Genomic DNA, 15684 nt, shown 5'->3' with positions numbered 1-15684 from the left:
ATGACATAGCTAGCCAATCATAATCAGTGCGCTACCAGCGCTGGGGATGGGGCAGCTGGCTTTGCATTTAGGCGCAAAAATGGTTTTTCGATAAGAAACCAGCTGATGGCGGCACAAGGCATTACGATGACCATAGAGACCAGAAAGAGGCCGTGTACGCCTATGCGGTGCCCCGCATAAAGCATCACCAGCTGTTGAACCGGCCAGCCGTACAGATAAATGCCGTAAGAAAAGTCTCCGTATTTGGCGAAGTGGTGCAACCTCACCTTTTCGTTGAATACAAAATAGAACAGCACGTACGCCCCAAAAACGGATTGCGCGACTTCAAAGAAATTAAACCACCGCAGAGTTAGCACCAAAACGACTGCTGACAAGGCCACCAGGTAAATGGACCGCGGCACGTACTGCCGATAGGTATAAAAGCACATGCCCCCCACAAAAGGCAGAAGCAAATGAGTTAAAGTGAGCCATTTGTTGGAATGTGCCTGTATGAATTGAGGCAACAGACTAAAACCGAAAGGAGTGTTGGCACCGCCCAAATGGTAAGCCTTGTAGTCGACAATATTAATTAATAGCACGACCAAGAATATTAACAGTACCCGCCCGCGCTGTTGAAAGATTCCCAAAAGCGCGCACACGGGAATCAGGATATAGCATATAAACTCGTAAGATATCGACCACAAGGAGCCATTGATAGAGCCCGGGTAAGGCAGAGTCTTGTAGGTCTCGGGCAATATGGGTTCTCGCAGTGTGAGCGTGCGCAAAGCCAAGTGCTTGAAGTCTATAGAGGACCAATATTCGGCAATGGTGGTAGGTGCTGTTCGGCCCAACGGAGCGAAAAGAAACGCACAGGCCAAGCACACGAAAATAAACCCCGGATAAATCCGCAATGCCCTCTTTTTAAAATAGGAATTAAAACTCCGACTTCGGTCCCAGCTTTGACTGATTAGAAACCCGCTGATAACAAAAAAGAAATTAATAGCAAACGTGCCGAGCGTTAACTGATGATTTGATAAGCGCCACAAAGGCTCGCGCAGCAGGCTGCCGTCGTATATCACGTAACTGTGGCAAAACACGACAATGGTTGCGAGTACAACCCTGGAAAAATCAAAATTATTTTGATAACCGTTTTCGGAAGGATACAGAGCTTCCATAAACTCCAGCTAATTAATTGTTATTCCCTTTTCGACCCTATGGGAACTATTATCGACCTAACGAGTCGAAAAGTTGCATTTTAAAAATAATAAACAGGACTTCAATAGCTCAATAGCTTCACTAACCAGCTTGAGTAAAGAATTCAAAGCACGAGGAATTATAGTCGTAAACCTTTAGCTGCTACAATTATAATAAGGCAAAAAAGGGTCTTTGTAATTGATAAAAAAAAGTTATGATTATAGATAATTGTTGAGTTTATATCTGTAGGCTCATCTTCCATCTTCTTGTTCTATTCAGCATCTGATAAGTTCAAGAGCATCCGGGCAAAAGCAGTTAATTCTCTCATTTATTCATATTATTCCTAATATCTAATTTATATTATTTATACCGCCGAGACTACAAGAATAATTTAATTATCTACCCTACCATAAATTTTATAAAAGCTTGTATTTGCCAGTTACAGGCGCGACAGTGAGGAAATAATTATCCTTCTAACCTTGAAGTGTTAGCTGCGGCGTAACCAGATGCCTGGCGTTTGCAAATACATACCGAGTAGCAGGGATACCGTAAGTGGAAGTTCCTTTTCGGCGCCGACCTTTGCGCCCCACCCTAACTATCCTTACTCCATGGCCAGCCTCCTCCTCGGCGATTACAACGACCTCGAAGTAGCCCGCGAAACCAGCGTCGGCCTGTATCTAACTTCCGACGACGGCGACCTGCTGCTGCCCAATAAGTACGTGGAGCCCGGCACCCGCGTGGGCGACATCCTCCGCGTGTTCGTGTACCGCGACTCCGAAGACCGCCTCATTGCCACCAACCTGCGGCCGCTGGCCCTGGTCAACTCCTTCGCCGCCCTCACCGTGCGCGACCACAGCCCCGCCGGCGCCTTCCTCGACTGGGGCCTCGAAAAAGACCTGCTGCTCCCCTACCGCAACCAGCGCCGCGACCTGCGCACCGGCGAGCGCGTGCTCGTGTACGTGTACCTCGACGAGGAAAGCGACCGCCTCGTGGCCTCGGCCAAGTGGAAGCAATTCCTTAGCAACACGCCCTTTGAAGGCGAGGCCGGCGACGCCGTGCGGCTGCTCGTGGCCGACGAAACCGAGTTGGGCTACCCCGTCATCGTTAACGGCACGCATCAGGGCCTGCTGTTTCACAACGAGGTATTCCGCCCCCTACGCTTGGGCGAGCAGCTGCCCGGCTTCCTGCGCCAGGTGCGCGACGACGGCAAGCTCGACGTGCGCCTCCAAAAAGAAGGCTACGGCGAAGTGGAATCGGCCACCGATACGCTGCTCAAAGCCATTCAAGCAGCGCCGGGCGGGCGCCTTCCCCTCGGCGACAAAAGCCTGGCCGAAGACGTGTACCGCCGCGTAGGCATGAGCAAGAAAGTATTCAAGAAAGCCTTAGGTGCTCTATTCCGCCAGGGCCTGGTGCTGCTGGAGCCCGAAGCCACGGTACTGAAGTAAACCGAAAAAAACTCCCCTCCTTACCAAGGAGGGGATGTTCGAGCCAAAGGCTCGAACGGGGGTGGTTGCGGCCGTTGAACTTCGTTAGAAGCATTATGCAGAACTAACATGGCTGTGCCATAGAAGTCTCTATCCTGCTGGTCAACTCTGCGCCTGAATAGTCGTTCAACGCCTACAACCAAAGTTCAACGAAGCTAACCAACCCCGTCCGAGCCTTTGGCTCGAACATCCCCTCCTTGGTAAGGAGGGGAGTTTTTGTTCTTGCTACTCCCAACTATGCGCAAAACCGCTTTACTCGCTGGGGCCACAGGCCTCATTGGCTCGCAACTGCTGCCGCTGCTGCTGGCCTCGGACCGGTATTCCAAGGTGATTGTGGTGGGACGCAAGGGCTTGTCGATGCTGCACCCAAAGCTAACGCAGGTGGTTACGGACTTCGACAAGCTGGAAGACATGCGCTTGCAGCTCGTTGCCGACGACGTCTTTTGCTGCCTGGGCACCACCATGAAACAAGCCGGCTCGAAGGAAGCCTTCCACAAGGTCGATTTTCTGTACGTGGTGAAGCTGGCGGCGCTGGCGGCCGGCAATTTCGCTTCGCAGTTTATGGTGATTTCCAGCCTCGGGGCCGATGCTAACTCGGCGGTGTACTATAGCCAGGTGAAGGGCGAAATGGAGGCGGCTGTGCGCCAGCTCCCCTTTCGGACCATCCATATTTTCCGCCCTTCGCTGCTGCTGGGTGCGCGGGAGCAGCCCCGCCTGGGCGAGCGGATTGGCGCAGCGGTGCTGGGAGCCCTCAAGCCCCTCATGCGCGGGCCACTCCAGAAATACCAGCCCATCACCGGGGCCACAGTAGCCACCGCCATGCTGCAGGCCGCCGAAGAGGACGGAGGCGGGGTTCGGGTGCACTTATCTAATGAAATTGCAGAAGTAGAGAGCAAGAGTGCGAAAGCTTAGCGCCAGTCGCTTAGTTTTGTCCAAATTCTTGTTTCCACTTCTTATCACTGTATGAAAGGCTTACGTTTTACTCTACTTTTAACTCTACTCGCATTGCCGGGCTTCATGGCCCATGCTCAATCCAAAAAGAAAAGCGATGGCGGCGGCAGCGGCAGCAGTTCGGGCTACAACACTGGCATTGGTTTGCGCGGCGGCGGCTATTCCTCGGGCCTAACCATCAAGCACTTTTTGGGCAATAAAAACGGGGTAGCCATCGAAGGGCTTCTCACGACAGAATACAAAGCTCGCGGCGCACGTCTTACCATCCTGGGCGAGAAGCACAAAGCCGTAGCCGATGTTAAAGGCTTGCAGTTTTACTACGGTGCCGGCTTCCACGCCGGCTCGTACCAGGGCCGCTATTACTTCGCCGACTCGCGGTATTACTATAAAAGTCGCAAAGACGTCTACTTTGTGAATGGAGCCTACTTACGAGACGAAGAGACCTACATTGCTTTTGGCGCTGATTTGATTTTGGGCCTGGAGTATAAGCTGCCTGACTTGCCTTTCGTGTTGGGCCTTGACTACAAGCCTTACTTTGATGTTTTCAATGGCTACACTGGCTTCTACAACGACGCCGCGTTGAGCCTGCGCTTTACTTTTTAAGCTTGCATTAGGGTTATATAATCTATCAAGAGAAGTATATAAATTGCAAAGCCCCGTCAGGACCTGGCGGGGCTTTTTTGTGCGTAGCCACGGAAGTATTGAGTGCAGCTACTTACTTCACCAATGCGTCTTTTTGCGCTAACCTCTCCTACTCTCTCACCCGTTCAGTATGAACCCATCACCAGCTATTTTCTACGTCCTTTGCATTTTGGTCCCGGTCATTGCCACGGCCGTTGCGTTGGTGGCGGGCGGGCCATTGCGCCGCCTGTATGTGGGCGGCAGCCGGCTGCTACTTGGGGCGCTTATGCTGGGCGGTGGGCTATACAAGCTGTCCGATAACCACCTGCCCGGGCTGATGGGCCCACCCCTGGACCATGCTTTTTTGGCCGAGCACAGCCTGGAAATCTTTGCTCAGTTCATTGGCGTAGCGCAACTACTCATAGGCTTGTTGCTGCTGTCGGTGCGGTTTTCGCTCCTGGGTGCAGTGCTGATGGTGCCCATGTGGCTAAATATCATTTTCCTGACCTGGTCGCAGCACTGGACTGGCACGCCCTTTCTCACCACCGGTTTCCTGGTGCTGAACATCGGCCTGCTACTTCACGACTACCCGCGCCTGAAATGGCTGCTCTACCCGCCCGCGGATGCCGCAGGCTTCCAGACCCAGCGCCTATACACGGCACCTCTGCCCATTGAAATACTCTGGTGGCTTGGCATTGCCGTGGTTATTATCGGCGGCCTGCTCTACCGCATCTCGCTCCGCACCATGACCAGTACCATGCTGCTGGGAGCGGCCATTCTGGTAGGTGCCACCGTCTGGCATTACTTCTTGAAACGCCAACACAGAATGCAGAAGCCTTCTATAGCACAGTCATAATACGAAGCAAAAAGCCCCACCAGTAGCTGGCGGGGCTTTTTTTGTATGAGGCTGCTAACTCTACGAATGGTCGTTCAGGCGCTCCAGTAACGCCTCCACCTTGCGCTCCAGCGCCGCCACCCGCTCATCGAGCAGGGCCGGCGGGCGCAGGTGGGTGGTGAACACGCCCTTCACTTCCCAGATTTCCAGGGCCTGACTCAGCTCCAGGTCCTGGCTGCTGTAGTCAGGGTTGTCGGCGCGCAGCTTGAGGGTTTGTGAGTCGGGCAGGCGGCCGGCGAGGCGACGAATGAGGATTTTGCCTTGCGTGACGAAGACGTAGACGTTGCCGGATTTCAGAGCAGGCTTGGCTTTGTCGACGCGGCAGCACAGCACAATGTCCTGGTGGCGCAGGCCCTGGCGGTGCAGCAGCATGTCGGCGCCCGATACTTCGAAGGCCCGGGTGGGGCCGGTGAGCTCGTGCGGCAGCTGCAGCCACGGCAATGAGTCGATAAAGGCCGGGTCATGGTGCTTCACGATATATTCCAGCGCTCGGTTGCGGTACACGAGCGGGGTCACGTTTTGCTGGCGGTCGGCTTCGGCTATTTGCTCGGGCGTGGGGGCTGGCGGCTGCAGTTGCTCCTTGAAAATATCGAAACCGTAGAGCTCATTTACGGTCAACTCTTTCGTAAGTAGCAAGTCTACCGACAAGCCAAAATGCTGAGCAATTTGAATCAGTGTCTCCATTTTTGGCTCAGACCGGCCTTCCTCGTAGGCACCCACGCTGGGCCGTGCCAAGCCAAATAATTCCGCGAAAGCCGCCTGACTCAGCTTCTTAACTGTGCGTAGCTTGCGGATATTCTTTCCAACATTCGACATGTTACCAAAAAATTATTTCGCTCAAACTTTGAGCATATTCAAAACTTTGCTTATCATTGCATCGTAAATCTACCACGAAGTCAGCGAAGAGCCTGCCACTCTCGCTACTTTTTTGAGCACTTGGCTTTTCTCATCTTCTTTCTGCATATGGCCAACCCCTACTTCGCTACCATCAAAGGCCACCTCCTAGAGTTAGGCTTCGACATCTGCCACGCCGACGAGCAAGAAGGCGTGTTTGTAGTCGATAAACCGGAGTTGGCCATCCGGAACCTCGTCATCGGCTGCGGCGACCCGCTGCTGATTATGGAGCAGTACCTGCTCGACCTGCCTGCCCCCTCGCTGGAAGTGTACCAGCGCCTATTGCAAAAGAACCGCGACATCATCCACGGGGCTTTCGCGCTCGATGAGTCCGGCTGCAAGCTCATCTTCCGCGACACGCTGCAAATCGACTCGCTGGATTTGGCCGAGCTTGATGCTTGTGTGAATTCGCTGGGTTTGCTGCTCAGCGAGTTTGCTGATGAACTGATTCAGTTCTCGAAAGGCACATAAGGAGCGTCTAGAGCGCAGCTGGGGAACCTCACCCCCGGCCCTGCCGGGTACGACCCCTCTCCCGCGGAGAGGGGAGCCTGACGATTCCTGAAAGGTGCATTTCCGGTTCCCCCTCTCCACGGGAGAGGGGGTCAGGGGGTTGAGGTCCCTGGCTGCGCTCTACAGGCCGTTCTGCTTCCAGAATAAAACGACAAAGTCTCCACGTCATTAATATCCCCAACGCCATGAACATCCTCAACCGCCTCTTCAAAATCGGCCAGTCGGAAGCCCACTCGGCCGTCAATCAACTCGAAGACCCCATCAAAATGACCGAGCAGGGCCTGCGCGACCTGCGCCAGGACCTCGACAAAAGCCTGCACGGCCTGGCCGAAGTGAAGGCCATGGCCATTCGGGCCCGCAACGAAGGCGAAAGCTTCCGCACCAAAGCCTCGGACTACGAAAGCAAGGCCGTGCTGCTGCTCCAGCGCGCTCACAAAGGCGACATGGACGCTGCCGAAGCCGACCGCCTCGCCGGCGAAGCCCTGCTGAAAAAGGCCGAAAACGAAGCCCAGGCCGCCCGCGCCGCCACCGAACAAGAGAAATTCGAGCACTCGGCCGCCCAGATGGACCAGAACGTGAGCACGCTCAAGTCGACCATCAGCCAGTGGGAAAACGAACTGAAAACCCTGAAGGCCCGCGTGACGGTGAGCACCGCCACCATCACCATCAACAAGCAGCTGGCGCAGCTCGACTCGTCGGGCACGGTGAGCTTGCTTGAGCGCATGAAAGAGAAAATTGCCGTGCAGGAGGCCCTGGCCGAATCGTACGGCGAAATCGCCAACACCAGCAAGAGCATCGACGCCGAAATCGACAAGGCCCTGGGGGGCAGCGGGGCCGGCAAAGCCAGCGAAGACCTTAAGGCGCTGAAAGCAAAGCTGGGCTACACCGAATAGGCCCAAGCGCGCCGGGCTGGCTTTGGAATCATTGCAATACTCCTACCTTTAAGCTGCCCTAGTTATGCCCATGACCGAACTTTTACAAGCGGCCGTTCTGCCGCCTAATCTGCTGCCCACGTCCCTATTGGTGTTTGTGCTGCTATACTGGCTCACCGTTGTAGTGGGCCTGCTCGACATGAAAACCGTGGACCTGGATATCAGCGACCACGGCCACCCGCATTTCGACAGCGACGCGCCCCACGAGGGCATGGGCACGAGTTGGCTCAACGGCGCGCTGGCCTTCTTCAACCTTGGTCGCATCCCCCTCATGATATTTCTCAGCTTCGTGTTTTTGCCAATGTGGGTGGGCAGCATCTTGCTCAATTACTACACCGGCAACACTTCCCTCCCGCTCGGGCTCGCGTTTTCCCTACCGTTGTTCGTTGGCAGCCTTTTCGTAGCCAAGTTCCTCACGTTGCCTTTCGTGAAGCTGTTCACGGCCATGGAGAAAGACCATGATGCGGGCGCCGTGGTCATCGGCAAGGTGTGCACGGTGCTGCTGCCCGCCACGGCCGAGCACCTGGGCCAGGCTTCGGTGCGCATCGACGGCGCGCCGCTGATGCTGAATGTGCGGAGCACGAAAGCGCCGCTCGGCAAAGGCGAAACAGCGCTGGTGATTGATTTTGACGCGGCAAGGAAATGCTATTTGATTGAGCCTTTTGCTGCGCACTAGCCTCCCGTTTTCGAATGATGTCCTTCCTTAAATCGTGCCGAGACTGGCTGACTAGTGAGGTTTTCGAGGCTACCACTGATGTCATTCTTGACTGGTGCTTCGGCTTCATCGGACACCTTTTTGATTAACCAACCAAAACCTACCTATTTAACAACCCCTACTCACATGTTAGTCTCACTTTCCTGGGCCGTCCTGATTATCGTCGGCCTGTTTCTCCTTGGTTTCCTGGCCGTTATTGCCAAGATGTACAAGAAGGCGGTTCAGGGCGAGGCCCTGCTCCGCACCGGCATGGGCGATGCCAAAGTTTCGTTCTCCGGCATCATCGTGGTGCCCATCCTGCACAAGCTGGAGGTGATGGACATCAAGCTGAAGGCAATTGTCATTGCCCGCTCGGGCGCCGAGGGTCTGGTGTGCAAAGACAATATGCGCGCCGACGTAAAGGTGAACTTCTTTGTGCGCGTCAACAAAACCCACGAAGACGTGGTGAATGTGGCCCAAAGCATCGGCGCCCACCGCGCCTCCGACCCCGTAGCCCTCGAAAGCCTGTTCGATGCCAAGTTTTCGGAAGCGCTGAAAACCGTGGGCAAGCACTTCGATTTCATTGAGCTCTACAACTCCCGCGAGCAGTTCAAGCAGGAAATTCTGCGCATCATTGGCACCGACCTGAACGGCTACGTGCTCGACGACTGCGCCATTGACTACCTCGAGCAAACTCCCCTACACTCGCTGAACCAAGATAACATTCTCGACGCCGAGGGCATCAAGAAAATCATTGCCCTCACCTCAGAGCAGAAGATTCAGGCCAACCAGCTGCAGCGCGACCAGCAGAAAACCATCAAGAAGCAGGACGTGGAGGCGCAGGAAACCATTCTGCAGTTGGAAAAGCAGCTGGCTGAAACCCAGGAAAAGCAGTACCGGGAAATTGCCAACATCAAGGCCCGCGAAGCGTCTGAAACCGAAAAAGTGCGGCAGGAGGAGCGGCTGAAAGGTGAGAAAGCCCGCATCGCCGCCGACGAGGAAATCAAGATTTCGGAGCAGAACCGCGACCGCCAGATTCTGGTGGCCGAGCGCAGCAAGCAGCGCACCGACGCCGTGGAAACCGAGCGTGTCGAGCAGGCTCGTTCCCTGGAAATCAACGAGCGGGAGCGCATCGTGGCCCTGGCCCAGATTGAAAAGGAAAAGGCGCTGGAAGAAGAGCGTAAGAACATTCAAGGCATCATCCGCGAGCGGATTACGGTGGAAAAAGCCACGGTGATTGAGGAGGAAAAAATAAAGGACACCCGCGCCCAGGCTGCGGCCGACCGCGAGAAGCTGGTAGCCGTGACCAAGGCCCACCAGGAAACCGAGCAGGCCACCATCGCCATGGTTGGCAGCGCCGACATGGAGAAGCAGGCCGCCGAGTACCGCGCCAAGCAGGCGCTGATTGACGCCGAAGCCGAGAAGGCCTCGGCCGAATTCCGCTCCTCCGCCATCCGCGTGCTGGCCGAAGCCGAAGCCAGCAAAGCCAGCGCCGTGGGCCTGGCCGAAGCCCAGGTGATGCAGGCCAAAGCCATTGCCCGTCAGAAGGAAGGCGAGTCGGAAGCCAACGTAATGCAGCTCACGGCCTCGGCCGAAGCGCAGGCCATTCAAGTGAAAGCCACGGCCCAGGCCGAAGCCGATGAGAAACTGGGTGTAGTAGCTGCCAAGGTGAGCCTCGAAAAAGGCCTCTCCGAAGCCAGCGTAATCGAAGCCAAAGCCGAAGCCGACCAGAAGCGCGGCCTGGCCGAAGTGACGGTGAACGAGCAGCGCTTCGCAGTGGAAGCCAAAGGCATCGAAGCCAAGGCCGACGCCATGAAAAAGCTCGACGGCGTGGGCAAAGACCACGAAGAGTTCAAGCTGCGCCTCGACAAGGAAAAATCGGTAGAGCTAGCGCAAATCAACATTCAGAAGGACATTGCCAGCGCCCAGGCCGGCGTGATTTCTGAAGCCTTGAAATCGGCCAAAATCGACATCGTGGGCGGCGAGACCATGTTCTTCGACCAGATTATCGGCTCCATCACCAAGGGCAAAATGATAGACCGCGCCGTGCACAACTCCGAAGTACTCGGCACTGTGAAGGATGCCTTCTTCTCTCTCGACGGCAACGGCGGCGGCGACTTCAAAACCAACCTGCGCCGGTTCGTGGACCAGTTCGGCCTGAGCTCGGAAGACATGAAGAATCTGAGCGTGTCGGCCCTGCTGCTGCAGATGATGAACAAGGCAGGGGATGATGCGACGCGCAGCACCATTACGCAACTGGCCAGCACGGCCACGGCGCTGGGTATTGGTGATAAGCAGGTGAAGATGCTGAACCTGAACTAACCCCAGAACAACAAACTCCCCTCCTCAGACGAGGAGGGGATGTTTGCGCGCCAGCGCAAACGGGGGTGGTTGAACTCGTTGAACGATGGCAGAACAATGATTACTGCGATGTTCGGGTATCGTTCAACGACTTCAACCACCCCCGTCCGAGCCTGCGGCTCGAACATCCCCTCCTCAGCTGAGGAGGGGAGTTTGATGTTCTTTCCTCCTATTACTACCCCACTACTTGCCCTGGCAACCCTGCTATGGAACCAACCACCGCGCCCACTCCGGACGTCAAACTAGAAGGCGGCACCTACGAAATCCTGCGCAACCGCCTGCAGAAAAGCGGCGCGGACCTGCGCACACGCCTCGCTGCCCTCAACACCGAGCGCAAAGCTGTGTTCGGCGCCATCGACACCAAGCTGATTGGGACTGGCCGCATCAATACCGAGCACAATTGCGTGCCGTGGGACATGGTGCCGGTGGGCCGCAATTTCCTCTTCGGCTACAACGTGCTGCTCGGCTTGAAAACCGAGGTGGAATTGTCGGATGTATTTGGGGCGTATTCTTACGCGGAGCACGAGTTTCATCCGCTGCCGTTGGACCTTATTTCCAACGCGCAATTCACGGAGGAATTCCGCAACCTCTACAAGTATTACAAGAACACGCAATTTGTGAAATTTGCGCAGCTCGGACCGCACCTGTTTATGGTATTTCGGGTGGGCAAAAGCGCGAACGATATCAAGACGTTTAAGTGGCTGCTGCAGGGTGATACGCTCACCTACCTAGACAACCGCAGCGACCACGAATACGTGTTTCCGCCGCAGCACGAGTTTACCTGGAAGCGCACCACGCGCGACATGCAGCGCAGCGGCAAACACCCGCATATCAGCATCGAGGACAAGGTTTTTGTGGAAACTATCCACGGCGACCTCACCATTAAGATTGAAAACAACACCGAAAACGGGCGCGGTATTTACTCCGAGCCGGTGGCGGATAAAGACCAAACCCTTGATGATTCGGAGATTTATTATGCGGTAGTTGGCAATATTATTCTACTGAAAATTCGGCCTTATCAGGAGCAGGATTACCGGTATTTTATTTACAATGCGAAGCTGCAAACTGCGCAGCGTTTGGATGCGCTGGCGGAGGCATGCGTGCTGCTGCCGGACAATCAGGGATTAGTTTTTCCGCACGGGTTTTATTTGCAAACCGGCGAGGGGAAATTATTTGAAAAAGGGTTGCGCGACATGCTTTTTGAAAAGCGTATTGTGTCGCCCAACGGGGAGGATTTTCTGTACGTTTTCTTCAACAAGGAAAACGGCGCGTACCTGTTGCTTTCGTACAACATTATTGCGCAGCGGGTCGATAACCCGATTAGTTGCCACGGCTATGCGCTGTTCGAGAACGGCGAACTGTGCTACTTCCGCAAGGACGACGAACCCAAGAAGCACCACGCGGTGCAAATCTGGCAGACGCCCTATGTGGCGCCGAATTTCGAGCTGCCGGTCACGTCCGATTCCTATCTCTACAAGCTGGGAAACAAGGAAATTGTGCGGGCCATGTCGGAGGCGCAGGAGGTGCTGACGCTGCTGGGCAAGGACGATAGCTACGCCGGCCTCTACCTGGATTTGATTCGCCTCACGGGCACGCTCACCGATACCTACCACTGGCTGCGCGAGCCCGCGGCTCAGGCCCTGGCCGTGCCGCTGCACGACATTCAGCAGGCTGCCAATGCGGCGGTGGACGAGTTTGATAAGGTGCTGAGCATCCGCAAAAGCACGGGCGCCGAAACCCAGCGCGTGCTGGGCAAGGCCGATGAGCTGACCGGCCGCATCAAGCGCACCACGGCTACTGACGTGAACGAGTTTGTGCAGCTGCTGGCGGAGCTGCGCGGCGTGCGCGGCGAGGTTATATCCCTTAAAGAGCTGCGCTACGTGGAGCTACCCACCGTGGAAAAAGCTGCCGCTGAGTTGGAGCAAACCAGCAAGGAGGTGGCCGGCCAAACGGTGGATTTCCTGCTGAAGGACGACGCGCTGAAGCCGTACGCCGTGCGCGTGCAGGCCATTACCGACGCCATTGAGAAGGTGCAGAAAGTGGCCGAAGCCAACGAGCTGGAAAAGCAGGCCAACGCGGTATCGGGCGAGCTGGAATTGCTGATTGAAGTGGTGAGCAACCTGCCGATGGAGGACCCCACGCAGACCACGCGCATCATCGATAACATCTCGACAATTTACGCCAGCTTCAACCAGATTCGGGCGGCCCTGAAGCGGCGGCGGCAGGCCCTGGCCGGCACCGAGGCCCAGGCAGAATTCACGGCGCAAATCAAGCTGCTCGACCAGGCGTTGGTAAACTACCTGGACTTGTGCGATGCGCCCAATAAGTGCGACGAGTATAGCACCAAGCTTATGGTGCAGCTGGAAGAGTTGGAAGGCAAATTCCCGGAATTCGACCAGTTCCTGAACCAGCTGGCGGGCAAGCGCGAAGAAGTATCCGAAGCGTTTGAGTCGCGCAAGGTGAGCTTGGTGGAAGCCCGCAACCAGCGCGCTTCGGCCCTGCTGCAGTCGGCCGAACGCATTCTAAAAGCGGTGCAAAACCGCCTGGGCCGCTTCGAGACCGTGGCCGATATTAACGGTTACTTCGCTTCGGATATGATGGTGGAGAAGGTGCGCCAGACCGTGCAGGACCTGCTCAACCTCGGTGACCCGGTGAAGGCCGACGACATCCAGAGCCGCCTGAAAACGGTGAAGGAAGACGCCGTGCGCCAGCTCAAGGACCGCGCCGAGCTGTTTACCGACGGCGGTCAGGCCCTGAAGTTCGGCCCCTACGCCTTCACCGTGAATACCCAGCCGCTGGAGCTGACCGTGGTGCTGCGCGACGGCGACTTGCACTACCACCTCACGGGCACTAATTTCTTCCAGAAAATCACCGATTCCGCCGTGCTGGCTTCCCGCGCCGTGTGGGACCAAACGGTGGTGTCGGAAAACGCCGACGTATACCGCGCCGAGTACCTGGCCTGGCTGATTTTGCAAGCCGCCCAGCACCCCGCGCCCGCCCAGGATGGCGCGCCCGCCGTGCTGTCGGTGGCCGAGCTCTCGCACCTTACCGTGGCCGAGCTGACTGCGCACGTTCAGCAATTCATGGCCCCACGGTACGCTGAAGGCTACCTCAAAGGCGTGCACGACCACGACGCGGCCCTGCTGCTCGAAGCCCTGGTGCGCCTCACCCGCACCGCCGATTTACTGCGCTACGCTACCGAGGCGCGGGCAGCGGCGGCGCTCTACTGGCACGGCTTCACGGGCCGCAAGAAGAAAGCGGCGTGGCAGCACCAGCTGCAGGGTATCGGCGTGCTGCTGCAGGTATTTCCGGACTCACGCGAGTTCGAGGTGCTGAAGGCGGAATTGCAGCTGGCGATAGAAGAGTTTGCGGCGGGCACCGGCCTGTTTCAGCCAGCACATCTGGCCGAGGCCGGCGACTATTTATTCTTCGAATTAACCCGCGGCGAAACCTTCGTGATTGCGGCAGAAGCTGCGGAGTTGCTGCAGCTGTTTCAGCAGTCGCTGAAGGAGCGGAATGCTACGGCGCAATACGAAACGTCGGTGGCATTGCTGGCTGAGCAGCCGGCCGCGCAGTTTCAGTTGGTGCGGCAGTGGCTGCAGTCGTTTTTGCAGCAGTCGCCCACCGTGCACCTCACTGAGTTTCGGGACGAGTGCGCGGTGCTGCTCCTCACCAATTCCTTCGTCCCGGCCCGCATCATCCGAACGCCGCTGCGTGAGACGCTGGCGGGATTTCAAGGCTCCCATGCGCGCATTCACGAGCGGAACTGCCAGCTGAACTTCCCGGAATTCCGGCGCCGGCTGCACCACTACGCGCACACGGTGGTGCCGCTGTTCGAGGCCTTCGGCACGCTGAAGAAGGAGCTATTGCATGGCTTCACCGAGGAGCTGCGGCTGAATGAGTTCCGGCCACGGGTGCTCTCATCTTTCGTGCGCAACAAGCTGATTGACGAAGTGTACCTGCCGCTCATCGGCGCCAACCTGGCCAAGCAAATCGGTACGGCGGGGGCCGACAAGCGCACCGACCTCATGGGCCTGCTGCTGCTGGTGTCGCCGCCCGGCTACGGCAAAACCACGCTCATGGAGTACGTGGCCAACCGGCTGGGGCTGATTTTCATGAAAATCAACGGCCCGGCCATCGGCCACGCCGTGACGAGTGTGGACCCCGCCCAGGCCCCCAACTCCGGTGCCCGCGAGGAGCTGCTGAAGCTGAACCTGGCCTTCGAGATGGGCGACAATGTCATGATTTACCTCGACGACATTCAGCACTGCAACCCCGAGTTTCTGCAGAAATTCATCTCGCTCTGCGACGCCCAGCGCAAGATTGAGGGCGTGTATCAGGGCCGCGCCCGCACCTACGACTTCCGTGGGCGCAAAGTGGCCGTGGTGATGGCCGGCAACCCCTACACCGAATCGGGCGAGCAGTTCCGCATCCCCGACATGCTGGCCAACCGCGCCGACATCTACAACCTCGGCGACATCATCGGCGACACGGCCAATATCTTCCTGCTCAGCTACCTCGAAAACGCGCTGGTGGCCAACCCCGTGCTCAACCGCCTCGCCGCCAAAAGCCAGGCCGACGTGTATCCGCTCATCAAGCTGGCCGAAACCGGCGACAGCGCCGGCCTCACTTTCGAAGCCAACCACTCGCCCGAGGAAATCAATGAGTACGTGGCCGTGCTGCAAAAGCTGCTGCGCATCCGCGACGTGGTGGCCCGCGTGAACGAGGAGTACATCCGCTCGGCGGCCCAGGCCAACGAGTACCGCACCGAGCCGCCTTTCAAGCTGCAGGGCTCCTACCGCAACATGGCCAAGCTGGCCGAAAAGGTGCGCCCCATCATGAACGACGAGGAAGTGCGCGCCCTGTTGGCCACGCACTACGACAACGAAGCCCAAACCCTGACCAGCGGCACCGAAGCCAACCTGCTCAAGCTGCGCGAGCTGCTGGGCTGGCTGCAGGAAACCGAAACCACCCGCTGGGCCGACATCAAAGCCACCTTCACCCGCAACCTGCGCACCAGCAGCGGCGGCCAGCTGCAAAGCGTGCTCACGCAGTTGGAGCATATTGCCAGCGGGCTGGGCGGAATAAAGGCGGTGCTGGAGAAGGAGTAGTTAATTAAACTACTGTTTTCTCGAACTACAAAGTGCAGACTAATTTGCAGGTCAATTG

General features: G+C 56.9%; 11 protein-coding genes. 9 read left to right on the top strand and 2 right to left on the bottom strand.

The genetic code is table 11. The annotated features are described in order from the left end of the window. Positions 1-23: 23 nt before the first annotated feature. Positions 24-1154 (bottom strand): acyltransferase family protein, encoded by a 1131-nt coding sequence (locus BMZ66_RS15775; RefSeq protein WP_092675676.1) that lies wholly within the window; start codon positions 1152-1154, stop codon positions 24-26. Positions 1155-1781: 627 nt separating this feature from the next. Between BMZ66_RS15775 and BMZ66_RS15770 the strand changes: the two genes are divergently transcribed. The 4 genes from BMZ66_RS15770 to BMZ66_RS15755 all read left to right on the top strand — a co-directional run bounded on the left by BMZ66_RS15770 (position 1782) and on the right by BMZ66_RS15755 (position 5085). Beyond that, on the top strand, positions 1782-2618 hold the full coding sequence (locus BMZ66_RS15770) for a CvfB family protein (protein ID WP_092675673.1): 837 nt from the start codon (positions 1782-1784) through the stop codon (positions 2616-2618). A 276-nt stretch (positions 2619-2894) separates the two neighbouring features. Next, on the top strand, positions 2895-3569 hold the full coding sequence (locus tag BMZ66_RS15765) for an NAD-dependent epimerase/dehydratase family protein (protein ID WP_092675670.1): 675 nt from the start codon (positions 2895-2897) through the stop codon (positions 3567-3569). A gap of 105 nt (positions 3570-3674) precedes the next feature. After that, positions 3675-4211: a hypothetical protein gene (locus BMZ66_RS15760; RefSeq protein ID WP_143080244.1), complete on the top strand. Its 537-nt coding sequence runs from the start codon at positions 3675-3677 to the stop codon at positions 4209-4211. A gap of 169 nt (positions 4212-4380) precedes the next feature. Next, on the top strand, positions 4381-5085 hold the full coding sequence (locus tag BMZ66_RS15755) for a hypothetical protein (RefSeq protein ID WP_143080243.1): 705 nt from the start codon (positions 4381-4383) through the stop codon (positions 5083-5085). A gap of 60 nt (positions 5086-5145) precedes the next feature. Here BMZ66_RS15755 and BMZ66_RS15750 read toward each other — a convergent pair whose 3' ends face one another. Then, on the bottom strand, positions 5146-5940 hold the full coding sequence (locus tag BMZ66_RS15750; RefSeq protein ID WP_092675660.1) for an XRE family transcriptional regulator: 795 nt from the start codon (positions 5938-5940) through the stop codon (positions 5146-5148). A gap of 147 nt (positions 5941-6087) precedes the next feature. Between BMZ66_RS15750 and BMZ66_RS15745 the strand changes: the two genes are divergently transcribed. From BMZ66_RS15745 to BMZ66_RS15725, 5 genes are all read left to right on the top strand, one after another. Continuing rightward, positions 6088-6489, top strand: a complete 402-nt coding sequence (locus tag BMZ66_RS15745) for a YbjN domain-containing protein (protein ID WP_092676167.1) — start codon at positions 6088-6090, stop codon at positions 6487-6489. Positions 6490-6713: 224 nt separating this feature from the next. Continuing rightward, complete coding sequence (locus BMZ66_RS15740) at positions 6714-7421, top strand: PspA/IM30 family protein (protein WP_092675657.1); 708 nt, start codon at positions 6714-6716, stop codon at positions 7419-7421. A 70-nt stretch (positions 7422-7491) separates the two neighbouring features. Then, positions 7492-8136, top strand: coding sequence for a hypothetical protein (locus tag BMZ66_RS15735; protein WP_143080242.1), 645 nt, complete (start codon positions 7492-7494; stop codon positions 8134-8136). 165 nt (positions 8137-8301) lie between these two features. After that, positions 8302-10476, top strand: coding sequence for a flotillin family protein (locus tag BMZ66_RS15730; RefSeq protein ID WP_092675649.1), 2175 nt, complete (start codon positions 8302-8304; stop codon positions 10474-10476). A gap of 245 nt (positions 10477-10721) precedes the next feature. Next, the gene (locus BMZ66_RS15725) at positions 10722-15626 is read left to right on the top strand and encodes a DNA repair ATPase (RefSeq protein ID WP_092675646.1); all 4905 of its coding nucleotides are present in this window, start codon (positions 10722-10724) and stop codon (positions 15624-15626) included. The last annotated feature ends 58 nt before the right edge of the window (positions 15627-15684 follow it).

The organism is Hymenobacter arizonensis (assembly GCF_900115775.1).
GTDB lineage: Bacteria > Bacteroidota > Bacteroidia > Cytophagales > Hymenobacteraceae > Hymenobacter > Hymenobacter arizonensis.
Note: the sequence above shows the minus strand (reverse complement) of the source record. Positions and strands in the feature narration are given on the sequence as shown.